Here is a 25,714-nt window from a genome sequence, read left to right as displayed (position 1 = left end):
ACCATAACTAAAGAAAATGCAGATATGGTATCTTCAAATTATTTTGAAGAATATAAGAACATAAAAGAAAAACATACATATATTTTCGGTCCTGATTTTGATAAAATAAAGATTAGTTCAATAGATGAAGATTTAAGATTTTTTGACATAGGTCCTGCCATATGGATAAAATTGTTTAGAAAATCTTTTCTTAATGAACATAATATACGATTCTTAGAAGGAATGTTAGCTGAAGATTTAAATTTTTTCATAAATGTATTATTACAATCTAATTCTATTGTTTATTTGGATAATTACTTTGGTTATAATTATAAGATACGTGATACCGATGAAGATAAATCAACTATTCATGTTAGAAATAAAAAATATTTAGATGCTATGATTTCAGGCTATTATGAAACATGGGACATGCTAATAAATTTAAATCAAGAGAAATATTTTTCAAATGTATTTAGGGCTCATTTAGTATTTTGGTTAACAAGTTTCATTGCTAGTGATATTTCAAATATGGATAAAAAAGATCTTGCAAAAAGAATGGGGCCTATATTAACCGAACAATTAAAATATACTCCGGATTTTGGTGAAACAATTTATATTCCATTAGTTAAACCCCTTAAAAATAAAAATTTTGATGAATTTGTAAAAGCTTCTAATAATATCAAAAAATCCAGAAAAAGAAGAATGAAAATTAAGAATTTTATTCATAAACTTAAAATTTAATTTTATACTTTATAATATTTCATATTTTTTTTATTTTAAATGGTAATTTTTATAAAAGAAGAAATAAATAATAAAATTAATAATTTAATATTTAGATTACTAATTTTATTTAATCTAATTTTAAAATCTTAAGAAAGAATATTAAAAACTAATTAGGTATTGCAATGTTTGATAAACGTTTTATTTCAAATTTTACTAAATATAAATTTTTGTTAGTAGAACTTGTGAAAAGAGATATAAAAGGTAAATATAAGGATTCTGTTTTAGGTTTATTATGGAGTTTTTTAAATCCATTATTAACTATGGTTGTATTAACCTTTATTTTTTCTTATGTCTTTAAAATGTCAATTGATAATTTCCCAGTTTATTTTTTAACAGGATTTTTAATATTTAACTTATTTAATGCTGCTACTAATGGTGCAATGGAATCAATTAAAGGGAATGCTGGCATAATTAAAAAAATTTACCTTCCAAAGTATATGTTTGCACTTGGGACAACCTGTTCGGAATTAGTTAATTTTTTAATATCTTTAGTAGTACTAGTTTTAGTAATGCTTGTTACAAATGCACCATTCCATCCTACTATAATATTTACAATAATTCCAGTATTCTTATTAGTTATAATGGCGATTGGTGTAGGTTTAATCTTAGCTACTTTAACAACATTTTTCACAGATATTAGATATTTGTATGGTGTTTTCACTATGACTTTAATGTATGCATCAGCAATATTTTATCCTGTTGAAGTATTACCTCAACAATATCAATTTTTATTCGAATTAAATCCTGTTTATTTAGCTATTGCTGGAGCACGGGATGCTATTCTAGGAGGAATATTTCCTAATATAAAATACATGATTGTATTGGGAATAGTTGCATTTGTATTATTATTTATAGGAATGTATATTTTTTACAAATACCAAGATAAATTCATATTATATTTATAAAAAAATGACAAAATTAAAGAGGAGGTTAAATAATGGGTGCTGATATTGAATCAAATAATGAGATCATAGAAAAATCTATTGAAGATGCAAAGAAAAAAGCTGAGAAAGATAAAAATCTTATTAAAGTAAATAAAAATTATAGTCTCTCTAAAACCTCTGGTCAATTAATAGAAAGGGATAAAAATCATTCTGATAATTTTTTAGATGAACAAGGTTTAGGAAGCACAATTAATGATATAAACACTAAAGAAGAAGATAATGAATTTCAATCACTTCCTTATAATATTTCTAATGAAATAGCCATAAAAGTAGAAAATTTAACAATGGAATTTAATTTAAATCAAGAAAAAGTAGATAATCTAAAAGAATATGTTATAAAAAGGATTAAACACGAGATTAAACCTAAAACACATTTTTTAGCATTAAATAATCTTTCTTTCACAGTTCATAAAGGTGAAAGAGTAGGTATAATAGGATTTAATGGAGCTGGAAAAAGTACATTATTGAAAATTTTAGCAGGGGTTATGAAACCAACTAAAGGTAATGTTGAGTCTCATGGTAGAATTGCACCTTTACTTGAATTAGGTGCAGGTTTTGATTATAATTATACTGGTGAAGAAAATATTTTTTTAAATGGTGCAATTTTAGGATATCAAAAAGATTTTTTACAATCAAAATATGATGAAATAGTTGATTTTTCCGAGTTAGGTGAATTTATTCAAGTTCCAATTAAAAATTATTCTTCAGGTATGCTATCTAAATTAGGTTTTTCAGTTGCAACTATAGTTGAACCAGATATTTTAATTTTAGATGAAGTCTTATCTGTTGGGGATGTAAAATTTAAGAAAAAAAGTGGAGATAAACTTAAATCTATGATGGGTTCTGGAGTAACCGTATTTTTAGTTTCACATTCTGTTGATCAAATTAGACAATTATGTAAAAGAGTTTTATGGTTGGATCACGGTAATCTTGTTATGGACGGGGATGTTGATGAAGTTTGTGATGCTTATATTGAAACAGCTAAAGAAGCATCAGCAGAGGAGTTACATAATATTGAATTATATTAATTAAAAATTTTTGTTAAAACTTTTAGGTCATTGTATGTACTTTAAACACAAGCTAATGGGATTTTTTTTTAATATTTGTAGAATTTTTCCATTAAAATCAAATAAAATAACTTTCATAACAGATAAAAATAAGTCATTTGAAGATAATTTTAAATATATTATCAAGGAATTAAATAAAGAAGAATCTGATTATGATTATACTTTTTTTAAAAAAGATAAAATTTCATTATTAAATTTTTATAATTTAGCAACTTCTAAATATATTTTTTTAAATGATAACTTTTTTCCAATGGCATTTATGAATTTTAATAGGGATGTTAAAATAATCCAATTATGGCATGCACCAGGGGCTTTTAAGAAATTTGGTTATTCTATACTAAAAGATGAATCTAGAAAAGAATTATTAAGTGAAATATCTAGAAAAACAACATATCTTATAGTTACTTCTCATAATATAATTGATTTTTACAAAAATGCTTTTAATATTAATAAAAATAAAATTTTACCTCTTGGAATTCCTAAAACTGATTTTTATTCAAAGGAAAATTTGTCTGAAAAAAATTTAAATAAAATACGAATTAATTTTGAAAAAGAACATCCAGAAATTAAAAATAAGAAAATTATACTTTATGCCCCTACATTTAGGGAAAATGAGAAATATGCTAATATTTTTAATTTTTTCGATGTTAAAAAATTTAATAATCAATTAGGTAAAGATTATGCTTTAATTGTAAGATTACATCCAAAAATAAGAGAAGTTGTTAGTGAAAATTCTAATATATTTAAAATTTTAAAATCAAATGAAGTTATAGATTGCACTCATTATGAAAATGAGCAAGAGTTATTGTTATTGTCAGATATATTAATTACCGATTATTCTTCTATTATGATTGAGTTTAGTTTCTTGAAAAAGCCATCTATTTTCTTTAGTTTTGATTTAGAAGATTATGAAACTAAAGAACGAGGGTTTTATTATAATTATAAAAAAAATGTTCCGGGACCTATCGTTTATGATTCACAAGAATTAATTGATACAATTAAATCTTTAAATTTTGATTTTGATAAAATTGGTAGTTTTGCAAACTATCAATTTGATTATTTTGATGATATGTCTTCTAAACGAATTCTTGATTATGTATTAAAAAATTAATTACAAAATTTTAAAACCCTATTTTTAAGGATTCAATATAATAAATATAAATATTATTTATAATGAAAAACATAATTAAGATAATATATTCTATAAACTTTGTTATTTTGAGTTTAAAGAACTTTTTATTTAATGGTGAAAAACATGATATTTGCGGCTATTTTAGCAGGTGGAACTGGAATTAGAATGGGAAATGTAGATAAACCTAAACAATTTCTTTTCTTAGGAAATAAACCTATAATAATTCACACTATAGAAAAATTTTATATTAATCCTAATTTTAATAAAATCATTGTTTTATGTCCAAAGCAATGGATTAATTATACTAAAGATCTTATTAATAAATACATAAAGGATAATCAAAATATAATAGTTATTGAAGCAGGAAATGTAAGAAATGAAACTATTATGAAAGCTATTAATTACATTGAATCTAATTTTTCAATTAATTCTGAAGATATCATTGTTACTCATGATTCAGTAAGACCATTTGTTACACATAGGATCATTGAAGATAATATTAATGCTGTAATTAAGTATGGTGCGTGTGATACTATAATTCCTGCATCTGATACAATTGTTCAAAGTTTAAACGGTCAATTTGTTAGTGATATTCCAAATAGAATAAATATGTATCAAGGTCAAACACCCCAATCTTTTAAAATTCTCAAATTGAAAGAACTTTACAATAAATTATCTAATAATGAAAAATCAATTTTAACTGATGCTGCAAAGATTTTTATCATGAATAATGAGGATGTTTTTTTAGTTAATGGGGAAGTAACTAATATTAAAATTACATATCCATATGATTTAAAAGTAGCTAATTCAATTCTTAATGAAGAATAATATAAAATATTGGTGGTATTTGATGATTAATATTATATATAGACTTGTTTCTCCAAAGTTATTTGAAGAGGTTTACGGAGAAATAAATGATTTGGAAAATGAGGTTATAGTTCGTCCAACTCACTTGTCAATTTGTAATGCAGATCAAAGATATTATCAAGGTAGTAGGGTTCCAGAAGTATTAAATAATAAACTTCCAATGGCTTTAATACATGAAGGTGTAGGTAAAGTAATTAAAGATGGGACTGGTCATTTTAATGTTGGTGATAATGTGGTTATGATTCCTAATATTCCCATAGAAAATGATAAAGTTATTGCTGAAAATTATTTAACTTCTAGTAAATTTAGATCTAGTGGTTATGATGGATTCATGGAAGATTATGTATCATTAAAACCAGATAGATTAATTAAAATACCTAATAATTGTAATCTTAATGTTTTAGCATTCACTGAACTTGTTACAGTTAGTTATCAAGCAATATTGAGATTTAAAAAACATTCTAATAAAAATAAAAATATTATAGGTATTTGGGGTGATGGTAATTTAGGTTATATCACTTCTCTTCTCTTAAAAATTATATTTCCCAATTCAAAGATAATAGTTTTTGGGGTTAATGATGAAAAATTGGAAATGTTTTCATTTGTTGATAAAACTTATAAAATCAATGAAATACCAAAGGATTTAACTATTGATCATGCATTTGAAGCTGTAGGGGGATTAAATTCTCAGTCCGCAATATCCCAAATTATAGATTTAATAAATCCGGAAGGCACTATTTCTATACTTGGAGTATCTGAATATCCTATTCAAATTAACACTAGAATGATTTTAGAGAAAGGATTAATATTGTTTGGAACAACACGTAGTGGTAGAAAAGATTTCTTAGGGGCTATTAATTTATTTAAAGAAAATCCAAAAATATTAGAATACTTAGAAAATATTATCAATGAAACAATTGAGATAAATAATTTAAATGATATTACTAAAGCATTTGATAAAGATTTTAATTCAAATTTTGGTAAAACTGTTTTAGTTTGGAATAAATAAAAATCATGAAATAAAAGGAGATATTTAATGAATCCAAAAGTTAGTGTTATAATACCAGTTTTTAACAATTCTAATTACATAGAAAATACATTATTATCTCTTATAAACCAAACTTTCAATGATTTTGAAGTTATTATTATTAATGATGGATCATATGATGATAGTATAGAAAAAGTTGATAATTTACTATCTCAATCTAATATTCCTTTTCAAATTTTTTATCAAGAAAATAAAGGAGTTAGTACAGCTAGAAACAAAGGTTTAGATTTGGCTAAAGGAAAATATATAGTTTTTTTGGATGGGGATGATTATATTGGTAAAAATCATATTAAATGGTTATATGAATCAATAATAGAAAAAGATTGCGATTTTTCTTTTACTCAAATGTTAATAATTAGTCAAGATGGAGTAGTACTAACCAAACCAACAGCATATGATTCTATTAAGGGTAAATCTATTATAGGGAATTATGATTTAATAAAACAAGAATTAATGATGAAAATCCCATTTAGATTTTGTCAGATAATGTATGATAAACAAATTTTAGATGAAAATGGTTTAAGATTCACTGCTAATGTATCCTATGGTGAAGACACTGAATTTGCATTAAAATCATTAATTCATGTTAAAAAAGTAGGTTATACTGCTAAACCAAGTTATTTCTATTTACAAAATAGTTCATCTTCAACATCTCAAAGTTTTCTTGAAAGATTTAATTTTATAAAAATATTAGAAAATTTAGCAATATATTATCATGATTATAATATGCCAAAAGAAGAATTAATTAATTATCCTTATGTTGAAGAGTTAATAGATTTAATCACTAATTATAGGATACCCAAAGCTATATTTGGAAATTTAATGTATTTATTTTATAAAAATTATCCGTTTAATAAAGTAATGGATAAAATGAAAGAAATAGATTATGTTAGAAAACTTAGAGGTTTTAAGCCTTATGAAAAAACTGACTTATTGTTTTTATTTAAAACAGAAATATTTTTAATAAGTCCTAAAATTTATTATATTTTATGGAAAACATTTAAAAACAGCATCTAAAATTTAAGTATTAGGTTAATTAAATGAAAGTTTCAATTATAACCCCAAATTATAATGGTGAAAATTTTTTAAATATATATTTTGAATCTTTAATCAGTCAAAATAAACATATAAGAGAAGTTATCATTGTTGATAATGGTTCAACAGATAATAGTGTGAACATTATAAAAGACTATCAAAAGAATTTAGATTATCCCTTACAAATTATTTTAATCCAAAATAAAGAAAATTTAGGTTTTGCAAAGGCAACAAATCAGGGAATAAAAATAGCACAATCTGAATTATTATTATTCTTAAATAATGATGTTGAATTAAATAATAACTCTATATCTCCTTTGATAAATTGTATTACAAAAGATGATTTCATATTTTCATCAGCATCAAAAATGATTCAATTTAATAATAGGAATTTAATAGATGATGCTGGAGATGAATATACTTTATTAGCTTATACAAAAAAAGTAGGTAATGGTCAAAATATAAATAAATATACTAAAGAAAGAGAGACATTTAGTAGTTGTGCAGGTGCAGCTTTATATAAAAGATCCTTAGTAATAAAATTAGGCTGTTTTGATGAAAATTTTTTTGCTTACATGGAAGATGTTGATTTAGCTTACAGAGCACAAATTAATGGATATAAAAATGTATATTGTCCTGAATCAATAGTTTATCATATTGGGAGTGGAAGTAGTGGATCTAAATATAATGAATTTAAAATTCGTTTATCTGCTCGAAATAATGTTTTAGTAATTTATAAAAATCTTCCAATTCCTCAAAAAATAATTAACATAGCATTTATTTTTTTAGGTTTTTTAATAAAATATTTATTTTTTGTTAAAAAAGGTTTTGGGAAGGTCTATTTAACTGGTATTAAAGAAGGATTAAATGATAAAAGTAAAATAAGAAAAGTTCATTATCAAAATAAAAATTTTAAAAATTATTTTAAAATTGAGTGGAAATTAATAGTTAACACTATTAAATTATTTAAAAAATAAATTTTCTTTAAAAATATTATAAGGATGGGGAAAAAATGGATTTATCAATAATAATAGTTAATTTTAGGACATATGAATTAACAAAAAATTCAATAAATTCAATATTGCTTAGTAATCCCAATTTTACTTATAATATTATAATAGTAGATAATAAATCTGATGATGGTAGTTTAGAAAAATTAGAGAAAACTTTCTTTAAAGAAGTAAAAAATCATAAAATAATTTTTATAAAAAATAATTCTAATATGGGATTTGCATATGCAAATAATTTAGCTATTAAAAAATCAAGCTCTAAATATGTCTTGCTTTTAAATTCTGATACTATAATTAAGGGTGATGTTTTAAATCAATGTTTAAATTATATTAAAAGCTATCCTGATGTTGGGGCTTTAGGATGTAAAGTTTCTCTTCCAAATGGAGAGTTGGATAAAGCATGTAAACGTAGTTTTCCAAATCCAATAAACTCATTTTATAAATTATTTCACATTCCTAATAAAAATTCAGATATAAATAATTATAACTTAGATGATTTAGATAACAATGGAGTTTATGAAATCGATTGTTTAGTCGGCGCTTTCATGTTAGTTAAAATGGAAGTAATAAATCAAGTTGGTCTTCTTGATGAAGATTATTTTATGTATGGTGAAGATATTGATTGGTGTTACAGAATTAAAGAATCTGGGTGGAAAATAATTTATTTTGGTAAAAGCGAAATTATACATTATAAAGGTTCTAGTAGTAAAAAAAGTTTTAAATTGGTATATGAATTTCATAAATCAATGTATATATTTTATAAAAAACATTATACAAAAAAGTATTCTGTTATTGTAAATTTTATTGTATATTTTGGAATTTTTTTTCAATTTATTGTAAAATTAATTTTAAATTTATTTAAAACGAATTAATTTGGAATGTTTACTTATCCTTAAATTTTTTTTCAATGAATAATAAATAAGTAATTAACTAATTTTTAACAAGCTATAAATTCGATATGTTTATATTATACCTTATTTAATAGTTATATTAGAATAATTAATTTTTTAAAATTTTTAATAAACCGATTTCCATGCAATTGAAAAATATATTAATACCAGGTAAAGTTAGCTCAAAAAGAATTTTTTATTTAGATTTTTTAAAAGCTTTTGCAATATTTTTAGTTGTTGTGGGTCATGTTTCTGCTGAAACATTAATACACTCTCCTGTAAATATTAATTGGTTATTTGCAGATTTTTACAGTACTTTTGCAAAAATATCAATACCTATATTTATAATGATTTCTGGAACATTACTACTTAATCGGGACTATAATTTTAAGGGATTCATTGAAAAAAGATTTTCCCGTATATTAATTCCATTTTTATTTTGGGGAAGTGTTTATGTAATCTTTAGTTTCGTCTTTGGTTTTACTGAAGGTAAAGTACCAGATTATAATTCAATTATTTCAATTATATCATTTATAATTAACATGTTTTTAGGACAACCTGGTTATTTAAATCACTTTTGGTTTGTATGGATGATTTTAAGCGTTTATCTTATAACTCCAATTATTAATAAATGGATTAAAAATTCATCATTTGATGAAGTGAAATACTTTTTAATTATCTGGCTTGTAACATGTGTTTTTACAACATTCAAGTTACCTTATGTTAATATAGATTTAAGATATTTTGCCGGACCTTTAGGATATTTTATTTTAGGATATTATTTACACAATACAAAAACTAAACTTTCCCAAAATAATTATTTATGGGTTGGTGTATTAATTATTTCAACAATTCTTAAAGTTTTCATGATATATAATAATTCACTTATTGCAGGTTCATTCCAAGGAATAGATTATTATGATTTAACAACCGTTTTTCAAGCTATTAGTTTATTTTTAATATTTAAAAATATTAATTTTAATTCAATAACTAAAAACAATATTACAACTTATTTCAGTGAAGGAAAATCAGCAAATATTATATTATCTATTAGTATTTTCTCTTTTGGTATTTATTTAAGTCATTTATTGCTATTTAAATTGTTATGGGTAATGAATGTAGATTTTGCTTCTATGAATGCACTAATTTCAATTCCAATATTGTCATTAGTTTTATTCTTAGTAGCTTGGGTAGCAATGTTAGTGCTTAGTAAGATTCCATTTTTCAAAAAATTCACAGGCGCTATTTAATCTATTTTTTTAATTAAAATTTTTAGGTTTTTATAAATAAATATATTAAAATAAAGGTTTTTATATAGAATTAAATAATAAATTCTTTTATATTGATTTAATTTAAATTATAAAAAAAGTGGAATTATTCAATGATTAAACAAAATCAACAATTTTTAAATGCGATATTAGTTTTAACAGATGTTGTAATAATTTTATTTGCATTACTTACTGCATTTTATATTAGATTTAAAACAACCATATTTGGACCTATTGGAGGATATCTTGGTTTTGGATCTTATTTCATATTTACTTTATTTGCAGTAATACCAGTTTATCTCTTATTTTTCTACTTTTTTGGATTATATAAACCATTTAGAAATCAAAAATCAATTTTTTCAGAAGCAACATCTATTATTAAAGCAAATTTAATGTCTTTTATGGTCTTAGTAGCTTTCTTATTTCTTATTAATCAACCTGATTTTTCAAGAATACTCTTATTTCTTTTAGGTATATTTGGTATAATTTATGGTATTATTGAAAGAGCATTAATTCGTGCAATGTTAAGATTGATTAGGTCAAAAGATCATAATTTGAAACATATTCTAGTTGTTGGCGATAATGATTTGGCTTTTACTTTTATTAAAAAAATCAAGGCAAAAAAATATTTAGGATATTCTGTTAGAGGATTATTAGGTCGAAAAGAACATTTGGGTCAAGAAATTGAAGGAACCAGATTTGTTGGAACTTTCAATGATTTAGAACCTATATTAACAAAACATAATTTTGATAGGGTTGTTATAGCTATATCTTTAGAATATTTTCCTAAATTAACTGAATTAGTTGATATATGTGAAAATGCTGGAATCAAAGCGGAAATTCTCCCAGATTATTATAAATATCTTCCAGCTAAACCTTCTGTGGATATGATTGATGATTTACCAATTATAAATATTCGCTATGTTCCTTTAGATGATACATTTAATAAGTTTTTAAAAGTTGTTGAAGATATTTTGATTTCTATAATAGCAATCATTATCACTTCTCCAATAATGCTATTAACTGCTATTGCAATTAAAATTGAATCTCCAGGACCCATTATTTTTAAACAGGAAAGAATAGGTTATAAAAGAAAACCTTTTATAATGTATAAGTTTCGAAGCATGAAAGTTCAAAGTGAAAAAGATGAAGAAACTGGATGGACTACTCCTAATGATTCCAGAAAAACTAAAGTTGGCGATTTTATTAGAAAAACAAGCATTGATGAACTTCCACAGTTTTTCAATGTATTAAAAGGGGATATGAGTGTTGTGGGTCCAAGACCAGAAAGACCATATTTTGTGGATAAATTTAGAAAAGAAATACCTAAATATATGGTTAAACATCAAGTTCGCCCTGGATTAACAGGTTGGGCTCAAATACATGGATGTAGAGGCAATACATCTATTAACAAACGTATACAATATGATATTGAATATGTAGAAAATTGGCATTTTGGTTTGGATGTAATTATACTTTTCAAAACAGTTTTTAAAAGTAATAAAAATGCTTATTAATTTTCTTTTTTCTTCTATTTTTTAGGATAGTTTTTTTATTTAGATTACTTTTAATAATAAATAAAATTAAAATATATAAAAAATATAATTAATATTAAATATTTTATATTAAATTTTTTTATTAATTATAAAATGTTTTCATTTTAGATTAATAAAAAAAGGGAACAGTAATTTTATTGATTTTGTAATAGGAATATATTTTTTTTAGGTATTGAAAATTAATTTAATATATTATTTTTCAAATGCTCTTAGAAAAAACATATTATATAAAAACTTTAAATTATTGTTTAATTACAATTGAGGGTTTGGTATGGATCAAGAAATATTAGATGAATATGAAAAAGTTAAAGACCAAGTCTCTGAAAAAGAATTTTTAGAGAAAATGGACTCACTAAAAAAAGAATATGAAGATGTTAGTTTTGTTAAAGACATTGATATGGCACGAATGGTTGTAGGAACATTTATTGATGAAAATAATGATCCAATTTCTAATGAAAAACATGCAAAGTATAAAATTAATGAATTAGAAGCAAATATTAATGATTTAACACTTACTGGTAGAATCATGGGAATATCTGATGTTAAACAATTTACCTCTCGACAAGGAAATGATGGTAAATTATGTAACTTGAAACTTGCTGATGATACTGGAAATATACGAGTTGTTTTATGGACAGAAAATATCAAACATCTTAAAAACATTAAGGAAGGGGATGTTGTACAAATAACTAATGTTGAATCTAAAGATGGTTATAGAGGTTTAGAAGTACATTTAAAACCTCGATCCAATATGAAAGTTTTAAATTCAGATGATTTCCCAGATTTTCCAAGATATGAAGAACCTATAACTATGATTAAGGATATAGTTCCTAATGAAACAGTTAATATAATAGGTAGAATAATAAGAATACCTCAAATTAGAAAATATAATAGTAATGGTAAAAAAGGGGAAGTTACTTCCATTGAAATTCAAGATTCTACTGGTAAAATATCTTATACCTTATGGAATAAAGATGTTAAATTAATAGAAACTCTTGATTTAAATGAGAATGATACTATAAAAATATTAGGTGCTCATGTTAAAGAAAGAAATGGGGAAGTATCATTGTCTCATTGGGATGGTCGAACAATTAAAGGCGATTTTGATGTTCCAGAATTTGAAGAAACATTATTCAAGTTAGGGGAAGCTCATGAGCAAAAAGATGTTACAATATTAGGGATAATTACTAAAATACAAGATACAATTTCTTTTCAAAGAAAAGATAGTAGTGAGGGTCATGTTAAATCAATAGAAATAGCTGATGATACAGGTTCTATTAGAGTGACTTTATGGAATGATGATACTAATTTAGAATTTAACAAAGGGGATATTGTAGAAATTATTGGTGGAAATATTGAATATGATGATTATGCTAAATCTGGTTATAGAATTAATACAAATTGGAACACACGATTTGTTATAGATCCTAAGGGATATGATGATTTGGTTAGTACTTTGAAAGAATCACAATCAAAACTTGGACCTTTACCAATTGAACAAGTTCAAAGTTTTGATGATGATGATGGTGAAGAAGTTGATATTTTAGGAAGAGTTATATCATTAAATGATTCTAGAGAATTTCAAAGAGATGATGGAAGTGTAGGCACTGTTAGATCTGCAGATTTTGCGGATCGAACTGGTAGTGTTCGTGTTTCTTTTTGGGATGATAAAGCAATAAATTCTAATCTTCAATTAGGTAAACCTTTTCAACTTGAGAATGCTAGAACTAAACTTGGAATGAGTGAAATAGAACTCAATATAGGAAAAACTGCAAGAGTAATTGAACTTAAAGAAGATGAAGTCACAGATTTACCTTCATTTGCAGAATTAGAAGAAACATTATATGAAAAAAAGAAAATCGATGAATTAAATGAAGATGATAAAAATATTCGTGTTGTAGCAAGAATTTTAGATATACAAGATATTCATGAATTTCAAAAAACAGATGGAACACCGGGAATGGTTAGAAGTATAGATTTAGCTGATGATACTGGTTCAATTAAAGCTAGTTTATGGGATGCTAAAACAAATTTACAAGAATTTGATGTTGGAAGTGCAGTTAAAATAGAAAACCCTCGTGTATCTTTTAGAGATGATAGAATAATATTAAGTATTGGAAATAATACAAATTTAATATCCCCAAATGAGGAAGAATTAGATAATTTACCTACATTTGATGAATTAAAAGATATTATTTATCAAGAAAAAAGTATAGAATCATTAGAAGATGATGATATAAATATAAGAATTAATGGAACATTAAAAGATCCTTACGGTGATAAATTAGTACTTTTAAAATGTCCTAGCTGTAATAATACTTTAGAAAATAATGAAGATAAAGGATATGTATGTGATTATTGCGGTGAAGAAGTAGAAAAACCAAAATATCTTTTAATGATTCCTGCAAGAATTGCAGATGATACTGGTGAAATATCCGTAACTTTCTTTGGTGAATTAGTTGAGGAATTATTAGAAATGACAAAATCTGAAATTGTTCAAATTTTTGAAAATAGTGAAGATTTAAGTGTTTTAGAAAGCAAAATTGAAGATTTAAATGGAATATCAATAGAAATTATTGCAGATGCTAATTTCGATGAATATAATGAATCAATTAGATTAAATCCTAAAAAAATTTTATCTAAATCACTTTAGATTATGAGTTTAAAATAATAAAAATATTAATTAGGAATGGTAATTATGGAAGATATAGAACTTAAGGACTTACCTGGTGTAGGTGAAAAAACAGCTGAAAAATTACAGGATGCAGGTTTTGCAGATATGATGAGATTAGCAACTGCTACTCCAAAGGAATTATCTGTAAAAGCAGAAATTGGTGAGGGTGTTGCAGAAAAAGTTATAGAAGCTGCACGTAAAGCTGAAGATATTGATTTTGAAACTGCATTTGAAGTAATGGAAAGAAGAAAAGATGTGGGTCGTATTACTACTGGAAGTTCAGGTTTTGATGAACTTATCGGTGGGGGTATTGAAACTCAATCATTAACAGAAGTGTTTGGTGAATTTGGTTCAGGTAAAAGTCAAATATCTCATGAATTAGCTGTAACAGTTCAATTGCCTGAAGATAAAGGTGGTTTAGATGGTGAATGTGTATTTATTGATACTGAAAACACTTTTAGACCTGAAAGAATTGAACAAATAGCTAATGCTTTTGATTTAGATCCTGAAGAAACATTACAAAAAATTCATATTGCTAGAGCTTTTAATTCTTCTCATCAAATATTAATGGCTGATAAAATTAATGAATTAATACAAAGTGGAGTTAATATTAAGTTAGTTATTGTTGATTCTTTAATGGCACATTTCAGAGCAGAATATGTTGGACGAGAATCATTAGCTGTAAGACAACAAAAACTTAATCAACATTTGCATGTTTTACAAACTATAGCAAATACATATAATGTTGCTGTTTTCATTACTAATCAAGTTCAAGCAAGACCTGATGCTTTCTTTGGTAGTCCAACTAAAGCTATAGGTGGGCATGTTTTAGGGCATGCTTCAACTTACAGAGTTTGGCTTAAAAAAGGTTTAGCAGGTAAAAGAATTGCAAGATTAGTAGATAGTCCGCATCTTCCAGAAGGAGAATGTGTATTTAAAATTACTAATGATGGTATTATAGATTAAATAATCTACTTTTTTTCTTTTTTTTTTTATTGATAATATTTAAATAATTGGAATAACATAATATTATTATCTTATTATAATAGTTTAATTAAAAATCAATTTATTATATTATTTTGGCTATTTATTCGATATTTATTCTTATAATTTTTAGGTTTGATTTTTTTAAAATTTTTTTTATTTAATAATTTTTAGGTTTAATAATGGATCCCTTTTTTGTCACACTGATAACAATTATTTTCATGATTTTTTTAGGTTATTTCCTTAAAAGAATAGATTTTCTTAAATCAACTGATGTAGGTACTTTAAATAAAATCGTGATGAATATTGCTTTACCTTGTATGATTTTTAAAGCTTTATATGCTGCTAATATGGACCTTTTACCTACACTAAGTATTTTACCAATTGTTGGATTATTATCTTCTTTTATTATAGGTGCTGTTGTTTATATTATTCTTAAAATTAAAAAATTTGAGGAAAAAAAATTATGGAGTATTCTTTTAACAGTAATTATTGGTAATACTGGTTTTATGGGTTATCCTATAATATTGGGGGCATTTGGTAATCCTGGATTTGTAAGAGCAATATTTTTTGATATTAATACAACTTTAACTTTCTTAATAATGAATATCGTTTTAATATTAGTGTTTGGTGGAACTTTTAAGCAAGCTGTTAAAAAAGCAATATTTTTACCTCCTTTATGGGCTTTAATTTTAGGTATACTATTTAATTTGATGAATATTCCAATTGGAGAAGTAGCAACTAATATTATATCATCATTTTCAGCAGTCACTATTCCTTTAATAATGTTGGCATTAGGTCTTTCATTAAAATTTGAAGGTATTAAGACCCATAAAAGTATTGTAACTCTTACTTCAATTATTAAATTAATTTTTTATCCATTTGTAACATTTATTATATTAACTGTATTAGGATTACATGGTTTAGAATTTAATGTTTCATTAATTCAGGCAGCTATGCCCTCAGGAATGTTTGCATTGGTATTAGCTATCTCTTATGGTTTAGATTACAAACTAACTTCAGATTGTATTTTTACAAATACTTTACTTAGTCTTATTAGTATACCCATTTTAGTGTCATTACTATAAATGGGGGGTTTTATTTCCAATTAATAATTTAATTTTTGTTTTTTGTTGATTTTAATCATATTTTTTCTATAATAATCTTTTTTAAGATAAATTTTTTTTATCATATATAAACTTTACTCCATATCATTAATAGAAACCTTTATTAATTTATATCATAAACATAAAATCATATCTAACATTTATAATAAATTTTAGATTATATTTCATCAACTTGTACAAGGTGATTTAATGGCAGAAGAAAAAGATATAAAAAACGAAGAATTAAAAGTGGGAGTTTATGTTTGCCACTGTGGTGTAAACATTGCAGGTGTTGTCGATGTTGAAGCCGTTGCAGAATATGCGGGTACTTTACCTAATGTAGTTATTGCAAAAGATTATAAATATATGTGTTCTGATCCAGGTCAACAATTAATCCAAAATGATATTAAAGAATATGGATTAAATAGAGTTGTTGTCGCAGCATGTTCCCCTAGACTTCACGAACCAACATTTAGAAGATGTGTTGAAGAAGCAGGATTAAATAAATTTTTATTTGAATTTGCTAACTTAAGAGAACAAGATTCTTGGGTACATATGAATGAACCTGAAGCAGCTACTAGTAAAGCTAATGATTTAGTCCGTATGGCAGTTGCTAAAGCAAGATTACTTGAACCTTTAGAAGCTAATAAAGTAAGTGTTGAAAAAACTGCTTTAGTTATTGGTGGAGGAGTAACTGGTATTCAATCTGCTTTAGATTTAGGAGATATGGGTTACCACACTTATTTAGTTGAAAGAAACCCTACCATTGGGGGAAGAATGGGACAATTAGATAAAACTTTCCCAACATTAGATTGTTCAATGTGTATTCTTGCACCAAAAATGGTAGATACTCATAAACACGCAAATATTGATTTAATTACTTATGCTGAAGTAAAAGAAGTCGATGGTTATATTGGAAACTTTAAGGTTAAAGTAGAAAAGAGACCTAGATATGTAGAAGAAGATTTATGTACTGGTTGTGGATCTTGTTCTGAAGTATGTCCAATTGAAATACCTAACTACTACGATATGGGTATAGGTATGGTAAAAGCAGCATATATTCCATTCCCTCAAGCAGTTCCTTTATGTGCAACAATTGATAAAAATTATTGTATTGATTGTCATCTCTGTGATAAAGTCTGTGAACGTGGAGCAATAAATCATGATCAAAAACCTGAAGAAATTGAACTTAATGTAGGTACTATTATTGCAGCTACTGGTTATGATCCTTTCGACCCATCTGGAATATACCAATATGGTTATGGTAGATTTGATAATGTTATCACTGGTATGGAAATTGAAAGAATGATTAATGCATCCGGACCAACTCAAGGACATGTAGTTAAACCTTCTGATGGTGAAGCTCCTAAACGTGTTGCATTTATCCATTGTGTAGGTTCAAGAGATGAACAAATCGGTAAACCATACTGTTCTAGAGTATGTTGTATGTATTCTATGAAGAATGCTCAATTATGTATTGATCACGAACCTGATACTGATGTAACTTGTTATTATATGGATATTCGTGCATTTGGTAAAGGATATGAAGAATTTTATAAAAATTCACAAGAAAAATATGGAATTGAATTCTTAAGAGGTAGACCTGCACAAATATTTGAAAATGATGATAAAACATTAACTGTTAGAGCAGAAGATACTTTACTTGGAAAAATTACAGAATTCACTTATGATTTAGTTGTTTTAAGTGTAGGTTTAGAAGCACCTGAAGGTTCAACTGAATTAAGACAAACTTTAGGAATATCTAAATCCGCTGATGGATTCTATCTTGAAGCACACCCTAAATTAAGACCTGTTGATACTTTAACTGATGGTGTCTTTATTGCTGGTGTAGCACAAGGACCTAAAGATATACCTGATTCTGTTGCTCAAGGATCAGCTGCAGCTGCTAGAGCAGCTATTCCTATGGCTAAAGGTGAAGTTGAAATTGAACCAATTATTGCAAGTACAGATGATACAGTTTGTGGTGCTTGTGAAGTATGTGTTGAATTATGTCCATTCGGTGCAATTAGTATTGAAGGTGAAGAAGGAGAAGCTCATGCTGTAATTAATGTAGCTTTATGTAAAGGTTGCGGTACTTGTGTAGGTGCATGTCCTTCCGGAGCTATGGATCAAAATCACTTTAAAACTTCACAAATTATGGCACAAATTGATGCAGCTCTTGAAGATATTGGTAAATAATTTTGGAGATTTTTCTCCAAATTTTTATTTTTTTTAAATATTTATTCATACTATTTTTATAAAAATTATTATTTTTATTAAATTATATTAAACTATAAATTAATAAAAAATAAAACTAATAATATATAATTAAGAAATTTTTTATAATCAACTATTTTAATAAAATTTCAATTTTAATTAAAAATTAATATAAAATATAAATTAGGTGTAATTATATGTCTCAATATGAAGAGGATGTTAAAACTTTTGAAAATTTAATAAAAGACCATACAAACTGGATGAAAAATAGTATAAATCTTATAGCAAGTGAAAATATAACCAGTTCTCAAGTGAAAACCGCATTAGCGTCAGATTTATCTCATAGATATGCTGAAGGTTTAGCAGGTCAAAGATTATATGAAGGATGTAAATATATTGATGAAATTGAAGAAAAAACAATTGATCTTTCAAAAAAATTATTTAATGCAGATTTTGTTAATGTTCAACCAATTTCTGGAGTAACAGCAAATTTAGCAACATTTTTTGCATTTACTAAACCTGGAGATAAAATCATGACAATGTCAGTTCCAATGGGAGGACATATTAGTCATGAAAACGTTAGTGCAGCAGGAATACGTGGATTAAAAAATGTATTTTATCCATTTAACCCAGAAGTCATGAATATTGATGCAGATAAAATGCAAAAACAAATTAGAGAAGAAAAACCAAATGTAGTTTTATTAGGTGGAAGTTTATTCCTTTTCCCTCACCCTGTTAAAGAAGCTGTTGAAGCCGCACAAGAAGTTGGAGCAAAAGTTTTATATGATGGAGCTCATGTACTTGGTTTAATTGCTGGAGGTCAATTTCAAGATCCTATAGGTGATGGAGTTGATGCATTAATGGGAAGTACCCATAAAACTTTCCCTGGACCTCAAGGAGGTATTATTTTTTCTAAAAAAGAATATTCTAATGATATTAATAATGCAGTTTTCCCAGGTATAGTAAGTAATCATCATTTACACCACTTAGCAGGTTTAGGAATAGCAACTGCAGAAATGATGGAATTTGGAGAAGACTATGCTAAACAAACCATTAAAAATGCTCAAGCATTAGCTCAAGCATTATATGAAAGAGGATTTAATGTCATGTGTGAAGACTTAGGTTTTACAGAATCTCACCAAGTTGCAATGAATGTTTCTAATATAAAAAAAGCTACTATTTTAGCTAAAGAATTAGAATCTAACAATGTCATATTAAACAAAAATTTAATACCTGGGGATGATGTAAATCATAGTGATGATCCATCTGGTATAAGAATGGGAACTCAAGAATTAACAAGAAGAGGTATGAAAGAATCTGAAATGGATGAAGTAGCAGAATTTATTAAAAGAGTAGCTATAGATAATGAAGAAATCAAAGACGATGTTACTGAATTCATGAAAGATTTTACTAATGTTCATTATGCTTTTAAAGAAGATGATGGATATCAATATATCCAATTTTAAATTTTTTATTTTTATTTAATAAATTAAAAAAAAAGTTGAGATTTTTTTATGAAAATTGGATGGGCATTTACTGGAGCAGGACATTTATTAAGTGAAAGTGTTGAAGTTTTAGAAGAATTAGCTAAAACTAATGATATTACCGTATTTTTATCTAATGCAGGGGAAGAAGTATTAAAAATGTATGGCCTTTTTGAAAGGGTTTCAGCTATAACTGGAGGACGTTATAAAGAATTAACTAAAGAATCAGATCAAAAATATAGTTTCCCTATTTCTGGAAGATTTTCTTTAGGTAAATATGATATGCTAATTGTTTCTCCAACAACTTCCAATACTGTAGCTAAAATTGTTCATGGTATATCTGATACATTAGTTACTAACACTGTTTCTCAAGCGGGAAAAGGTGGAGTAAAAACGATTATTGTTCCTGTAGATATTAAAAAGGGTGATGTGGAAACAGTACTACCTGCTAAATTAGAACTTAATACCTGTGAAGATTGTGATGAATGTCAAGCTTATAAAGCTTGTCCTAATAAAGCAATAATACCAAAACAAGAAATTGATCTTTTAAAATGTACTGGTTGCGGAACTTGTGAAAATGCATGTCCATTTAATGCAATAAAATCCGGAAAAATAATTACTATTCATATGAGACCAATAGATATAGAAAACACTCAAAAATTAGTCACAATGGATAATATAACAGTTTTAGAAGAACCAAAAAATGTCTTAATTTATATTGAAGATATTATTTCTTAATTTTACCTTTTTTTACCTTTTTTTAACTATTTTTTCATGAAAAATGTTTTTTTTAAAATTTTAATAAGAACATTTATTTATCTAAATTAATAATAAATAAATTATAAAATGTTAAATAATATTAATCTTGTCTTTAATCTCAATTTTTTGATAGATTAATAAATGGAAAATTATTATAAATTTCCTAATTTAATTAATATTTACTAATCATTTATGTGAGTGTAATTATGAGAAATATAATTGTAAAAGAATTAAATCAAACATATATAGAAAATATTGATATTGAAATTGTAGAAAGAAAAGGTATTGGTCATCCAGATAGTATCAGTGATGGTATAGGGGAATCTGTTAGTGAAGCTCTTTGTGAATTATATTTAGATAGATTCGGTGGTGTTCTTCACCATAACACTGATGAAGTTCAAATTACTGCTGGAGAATCAGACCCTCAATTTGGTGGTGGGGAAATCTTAAAACCTATAGATATACTTTTAACAGGAAGAGGTGTATCTGAATATGATGGTGAAAAACTCCCATTAGATCGTGTGGCAATTGAATCTGCTAAAGATTTCATTGATGATGCTATTATTAATCTTAATGTAGAATCCGATGCTGTTGTTGAATGTAAAATTGGGCATGGGTCTGGAGATTTAGTTGATGTTTTCGGAAGAGCTGGTGCTCCATCTTCTAATGATACTTCTTTCGGTGTAGGTTATGCTCCATTTTCTGAAACTGAAACTATTGTTTTAAATGTTGAAAAATTATTAAATTCAAAAGCATTTAAAAAACAACACCCTGCTATTGGTGAAGATATAAAAGTAATGGGATTAAGAGAAGGAGAAAAAATAACCTTAACTATTGCTTGTGCAATGGTTTCTAAATATATTTCTGATGTAGATGAATACAAATCTATTCGTGAAGAATTAAAAGATATTGTTGCAGATTATGCAACTAAATTCACTAATAGAGAAATTAACGTTTTTGTGAACACTGCAGATAATGATGAAGCTACTGATGAATCTGGTTATTACTTAACTGTTACTGGTACTTCTGCTGAAATGGGAGATGATGGTTCTGTTGGAAGAGGTAACCGTGCAAATGGTTTAATTACTCCATGCAGACCAATGTCTATGGAAGCTACTTCTGGAAAAAATCCAATAAATCATGTTGGAAAAATTTACAATATATTATCTAATAGAATTGCAGAAGATGTTGTAGAAAATGTAGAAGGAATTAAAGAAATTAATTTGATGATTTTAAGTCAAATTGGTAAACCTATAGATCAACCTAAAGCAGCAACTTCTCAAGTTATATTAGATAAAGGTTATAAATTAGAAGATGTTGATAAAAAAGTTGAAAATATTATGAATGACTGGCTCGAAAATATTTCTTCTATAACTGAAGATGTTGTAAAAGGTAAAGCTAGAACTTTCTAAACACTAATTAATTTTTTCATTTTTTTATTTTTAAAATAATTATTCATGATTTAAAGATGGAATATAAATTATTTTTATTTAATATTTCAAATAATACACTTATTTAATCATAGAAAAACATTATCATAACATTTACAGGAGATAATACATGCCATTAAAAGAGGCAGAAAAATCATATCAGTATTCAAAAATTGAGGATAAAGTCCAAAATTTTTGGTCACAAAATCAAATTTTTTCTAAAGTTAATAAATTAAATGCAAATGGTCCACAATATTCATTTTTAGATGGACCTCCATATTGTAGTGGTAAAATCCATTTAGGTACTGCATGGAATAAAGTTTTAAAGGATACTCATTTAAGATATAAATCTATGAATGGGTATTCTTTAAGAAGACAAGCAGGATGGGATACTCATGGTCTTCCAATTGAACATAAAGTAGAAGAATTAATGGGTATAAAAAGTAAAAAAGAAATTGAAAATAAAATTGGAATAGCTAGTTTTGTAAATAAATGTAAAGAATTTGCAATGGAAAATAAAGAAGCTATGACTAAACAATTTCAAAGTTTAGGTGTATGGATGGATTGGAAAAATCCTTACATGACTTTGGATCCTAAGTATATGGAATCTGCATGGTGGACTCTTAAAAGATCTAATGAAAAAAATTTACTCACTAAAGATTTACGAGTAATAAGCTGGTGTCCTCATTGTGAAACAGCTTTAGCAGCAGCTGAAATAGATTATGAAGAAAAAGAAGATCCTTCCATATATGTTAAATTCCCTTTAAAAGATAACATTTTATCTAAAGAAGAAAATAATGAAAATCTTAAAGAATATGTATTAGTATGGACAACAACTCCTTGGACTCTTCCAGCAAACTTAGCTATTTGTGTTAATTCTGATTTTAATTATGCATTTGTGAAAATTAATAATGAAATATTAATTTTAGCTGAAGATTTAGTTGAACCTATTTTTGGAGAACCTATAACTAAAAAAGTTTTAAAACACAAAATTGAAAAAGATTATGCTGAAAACGAAGATATTGAATATGAAAAAGAAGTTATAGAAACTATAAACTATCAAATTATCAAAATAGTTAAAGGTACAGATCTTGAAGGATTAGATTATGTTTATCCCTTATTTAATGAAATCCCAAAACAATTGGAAATGGATAAAATAGAAAATGTTCATAAAATATTACCTGGTGATCATGTAGAATTAGGAGAAGGGACAGGTTGTGTACATACCGCACCAGGTCATGGGCCTGATGATTTTGAAATTGGTAAAGAATTTGATTTACCAATATTTTGTCCAGTAAATGAAGAAGGAAAATTTACTGAAGATGCAGGAATATATGTTGGTGGATTTGTTAAAAAGTTCAATGAAAATATATTAAATGATTTGGAAAATAATGGATCTTTATTAAGAAATGAAACAATAATCCATAGATATGGAACTTGTTGGAGATGTAAAACTCCGATAATCTATTTAGCTACTGAACAATGGTTTTTAAAAGTTACTGAAATAAAACAAGAAATGCTTAATCAATTAAATCGTGTTAATTGGATTCCTGAATGGGCAGGACAACAAAGATTTAAAGATTGGGTTGAAAATGCTAAAGATTGGACAATTTCAAGACAAAGATATTGGGGAATACCTATTCCTATATGGGAATGCCCAAATTGTGGCAAAATTGAAGTAATTGGTTCAGTAAATGAATTAAAGAATAAATCTATATATGAAATTCAAGCTAATGATGATGAATTAGTCCACAGACCTTATGTTGATGAAATAAAATTTAAATGTGATTGTGGACATGAGATGACTAGAATACCTGATGTTTTAGATGTTTGGATTGATTCAGGAGTTGCTGGATGGGCATCTTTATATTATCCTCAAAAAGAAGAAGGCTTTAAAAAATGGTATCCTTATGATTTTATAACAGAAGGTCATGATCAAACTAGAGGATGGTTTTATTCTCAATTAGGTGCAGGTGTTATATCTTTAGATGAAGTACCCTATAAGAAAGTTTTAATGCATGGTTTTGTATTAGATGAAGATGGTAAAAAAATGAGTAAATCTTTAGGTAATGTTGTTAGACCTGAAGAAGTTATTGAAAAGTATGGTGCGGATATATTAAGATTTTATCTTCTTTGGGCATGTAAACCTTGGGATGATCTTAAATTTGTGTGGGATGAATTAAACAATGTTAAAAAAATGTTTAATATTCTGTGGAATGTGTATGTATTTTCAACTACTTATATGTCATTAGATAATTTTAATCCTGAAAATTGTACTAAAGACAATATAAACTTAAGAAAAGAAGATAAATGGATTATATCTAAAGCTAATACTTTGTCTAAAGAAGTAGGTGAAGATTTAAATAATTTATATTTCCATTTAGCAACTCGAAAAATCAACCATTTTATATTAGAAGATTTAAGTAGATGGTATGTAAGATTAATAAGAGGAAGAACTTGGGTTGAAAGTAATGATCCTGATAAATTAGGTGCTTATTACAGTCTTTACACAGCTCTTGAAATATTAATTAAAGTAATGGCTCCTATAACACCACATTTAAGTGAAGAAATTTATCATAATTTAGTTGTTAATGTTAAACAAACATCTAAAGAAAGTATACACATGGAAAAATGGCAATTTGATGAAAATCTTATAGATACTAATCTTGAAGAAATGATGGATTCAGTAAGAAATATCATTGAAGCATCTGCTAGGGCAAGAGATATAGTTAGATACAAATTAAGATGGCCAGTAAATGATATCACAATTGTTTCACAAGATGAAAAAATTATAAATGCAGTTAACTATTTTGAAGATATTATTAAAGACCAATCTAATACAAAAAATGTTTTAACAGCAAAAGAGTTTAAAGATTTATCATTTGTAGCTAAACCAAATTTAAAGATATTAGGCCCTAAACTTAAAGGAGATTTAGGATTAGTAAAAAAACACTTTGCTAATGCTGATGGTAATATTATTAAAAAAGAATTAGAATCTAATGGTAAATATATTGTAAAGACTGAAGATAGAGAAGGAAATTTAAAAGAAATAGAACTTTCTTCTGAAGAAGTTTTATATGATACTGAACTCCCTGATAATGTAGTTAGTTCTGAATTTGATGGTGGAAATGTTTTTGTAAATACAGAAATTACTCAGGAAATATTATCTGAAGCTATGTCTCGTGAACTTATTAGAAGAATTCAAGATATGAGAAAAGATATGGATTTGGATGTAGAATCTATGATTGGAGTTTTAGTTTATTCAAGTTCAAAATTCAAAGAATTAGTACAAAAACAGTCAGATTTAATTAAAAACGAAGTTAGAGCAATTACTTTTACATTAGTAGAAGGGAATACATCTGTTTGTGTGCCTGAATCTGAAGCTATTGAAGATGAATATACAAAGAAATGGAAAATAGAAGATGAAGAAATCATGATTTCTATAGTTAAAAAATAAGAAAACTATTGTTAGTAGGTGTTT

Annotated in this window: 19 protein-coding genes; all 19 read left to right on the top strand. The window is 26.0% G+C overall.

Features of this window, described 5'->3' with window-relative positions:
• A partial coding sequence (locus tag BP997_RS03805; RefSeq protein WP_413827196.1) for a glycosyl transferase occupies positions 1-720 on the top strand: 720 nt, incomplete at its 5' end.
• Between the two features lie 164 nt (positions 721-884).
• Positions 885-1,667 (top strand): ABC transporter permease, encoded by a 783-nt coding sequence (locus BP997_RS03800; RefSeq protein WP_413824943.1) that lies wholly within the window; start codon positions 885-887, stop codon positions 1,665-1,667.
• A gap of 32 nt (positions 1,668-1,699) precedes the next feature.
• Positions 1,700-2,734: an ABC transporter ATP-binding protein gene (locus BP997_RS03795; protein WP_409198239.1), complete on the top strand. Its 1,035-nt coding sequence runs from the start codon at positions 1,700-1,702 to the stop codon at positions 2,732-2,734.
• Positions 2,735-2,768: 34 nt separating this feature from the next.
• Positions 2,769-3,884 (top strand): CDP-glycerol glycerophosphotransferase family protein, encoded by a 1,116-nt coding sequence (locus tag BP997_RS03790; protein WP_409198238.1) that lies wholly within the window; start codon positions 2,769-2,771, stop codon positions 3,882-3,884.
• A gap of 144 nt (positions 3,885-4,028) precedes the next feature.
• Positions 4,029-4,733: an IspD/TarI family cytidylyltransferase gene (locus tag BP997_RS03785; protein WP_409198237.1), complete on the top strand. Its 705-nt coding sequence runs from the start codon at positions 4,029-4,031 to the stop codon at positions 4,731-4,733.
• A 22-nt stretch (positions 4,734-4,755) separates the two neighbouring features.
• Positions 4,756-5,781, top strand: a complete 1,026-nt coding sequence (locus BP997_RS03780) for an alcohol dehydrogenase catalytic domain-containing protein (protein ID WP_409198236.1) — start codon at positions 4,756-4,758, stop codon at positions 5,779-5,781.
• A gap of 27 nt (positions 5,782-5,808) precedes the next feature.
• Complete coding sequence (locus BP997_RS03775; RefSeq protein ID WP_413824949.1) at positions 5,809-6,837, top strand: glycosyltransferase family 2 protein; 1,029 nt, start codon at positions 5,809-5,811, stop codon at positions 6,835-6,837.
• A gap of 23 nt (positions 6,838-6,860) precedes the next feature.
• Positions 6,861-7,832 (top strand): glycosyltransferase family 2 protein, encoded by a 972-nt coding sequence (locus BP997_RS03770; protein WP_413824952.1) that lies wholly within the window; start codon positions 6,861-6,863, stop codon positions 7,830-7,832.
• A 35-nt stretch (positions 7,833-7,867) separates the two neighbouring features.
• Positions 7,868-8,737, top strand: coding sequence for a glycosyltransferase family 2 protein (locus BP997_RS03765; protein ID WP_413824955.1), 870 nt, complete (start codon positions 7,868-7,870; stop codon positions 8,735-8,737).
• A 161-nt stretch (positions 8,738-8,898) separates the two neighbouring features.
• Entirely contained in the window at positions 8,899-10,005 is a 1,107-nt protein-coding gene (locus BP997_RS03760) for an acyltransferase (protein ID WP_413824958.1), read from the top strand.
• Between the two features lie 131 nt (positions 10,006-10,136).
• Positions 10,137-11,540 carry an undecaprenyl-phosphate glucose phosphotransferase gene (locus BP997_RS03755; RefSeq protein ID WP_413824960.1) on the top strand — a complete coding sequence of 468 codons (1,404 nt, stop codon included), beginning with the start codon at positions 10,137-10,139 and terminating at the stop codon, positions 11,538-11,540.
• A gap of 310 nt (positions 11,541-11,850) precedes the next feature.
• On the top strand, positions 11,851-14,232 hold the full coding sequence (locus BP997_RS03750) for an OB-fold nucleic acid binding domain-containing protein (RefSeq protein ID WP_413824963.1): 2,382 nt from the start codon (positions 11,851-11,853) through the stop codon (positions 14,230-14,232).
• 36 nt (positions 14,233-14,268) lie between these two features.
• Complete coding sequence (gene radA, locus BP997_RS03745) at positions 14,269-15,219, top strand: DNA repair and recombination protein RadA (protein ID WP_413824965.1); 951 nt, start codon at positions 14,269-14,271, stop codon at positions 15,217-15,219.
• 200 nt (positions 15,220-15,419) lie between these two features.
• Complete coding sequence (locus BP997_RS03740) at positions 15,420-16,325, top strand: AEC family transporter (protein WP_413824968.1); 906 nt, start codon at positions 15,420-15,422, stop codon at positions 16,323-16,325.
• Between the two features lie 228 nt (positions 16,326-16,553).
• A complete protein-coding gene (locus BP997_RS03735; RefSeq protein ID WP_413824971.1) occupies positions 16,554-18,542 on the top strand; it encodes a 4Fe-4S binding protein in 1,989 nt (662 codons plus the stop codon).
• A 215-nt stretch (positions 18,543-18,757) separates the two neighbouring features.
• On the top strand, positions 18,758-20,026 hold the full coding sequence (gene glyA / locus BP997_RS03730) for a serine hydroxymethyltransferase (protein WP_413824974.1): 1,269 nt from the start codon (positions 18,758-18,760) through the stop codon (positions 20,024-20,026).
• A gap of 48 nt (positions 20,027-20,074) precedes the next feature.
• Positions 20,075-20,782, top strand: a complete 708-nt coding sequence (locus tag BP997_RS03725; RefSeq protein WP_413824977.1) for a dihydromethanopterin reductase (acceptor) — start codon at positions 20,075-20,077, stop codon at positions 20,780-20,782.
• Between the two features lie 227 nt (positions 20,783-21,009).
• Positions 21,010-22,215: a methionine adenosyltransferase gene (locus BP997_RS03720; protein WP_413824980.1), complete on the top strand. Its 1,206-nt coding sequence runs from the start codon at positions 21,010-21,012 to the stop codon at positions 22,213-22,215.
• Between the two features lie 148 nt (positions 22,216-22,363).
• Positions 22,364-25,690 carry an isoleucine--tRNA ligase gene (gene ileS / locus BP997_RS03715; RefSeq protein ID WP_413824983.1) on the top strand — a complete coding sequence of 1,109 codons (3,327 nt, stop codon included), beginning with the start codon at positions 22,364-22,366 and terminating at the stop codon, positions 25,688-25,690.
• The last annotated feature ends 24 nt before the right edge of the window (positions 25,691-25,714 follow it).

This window comes from Methanobrevibacter sp. UBA412 (genome assembly GCA_002495685.1).
GTDB lineage: Archaea > Methanobacteriota > Methanobacteria > Methanobacteriales > Methanobacteriaceae > Methanobrevibacter_A > Methanobrevibacter_A acididurans.
Note: the sequence above shows the minus strand (reverse complement) of the source record. Positions and strands in the feature narration are given on the sequence as shown.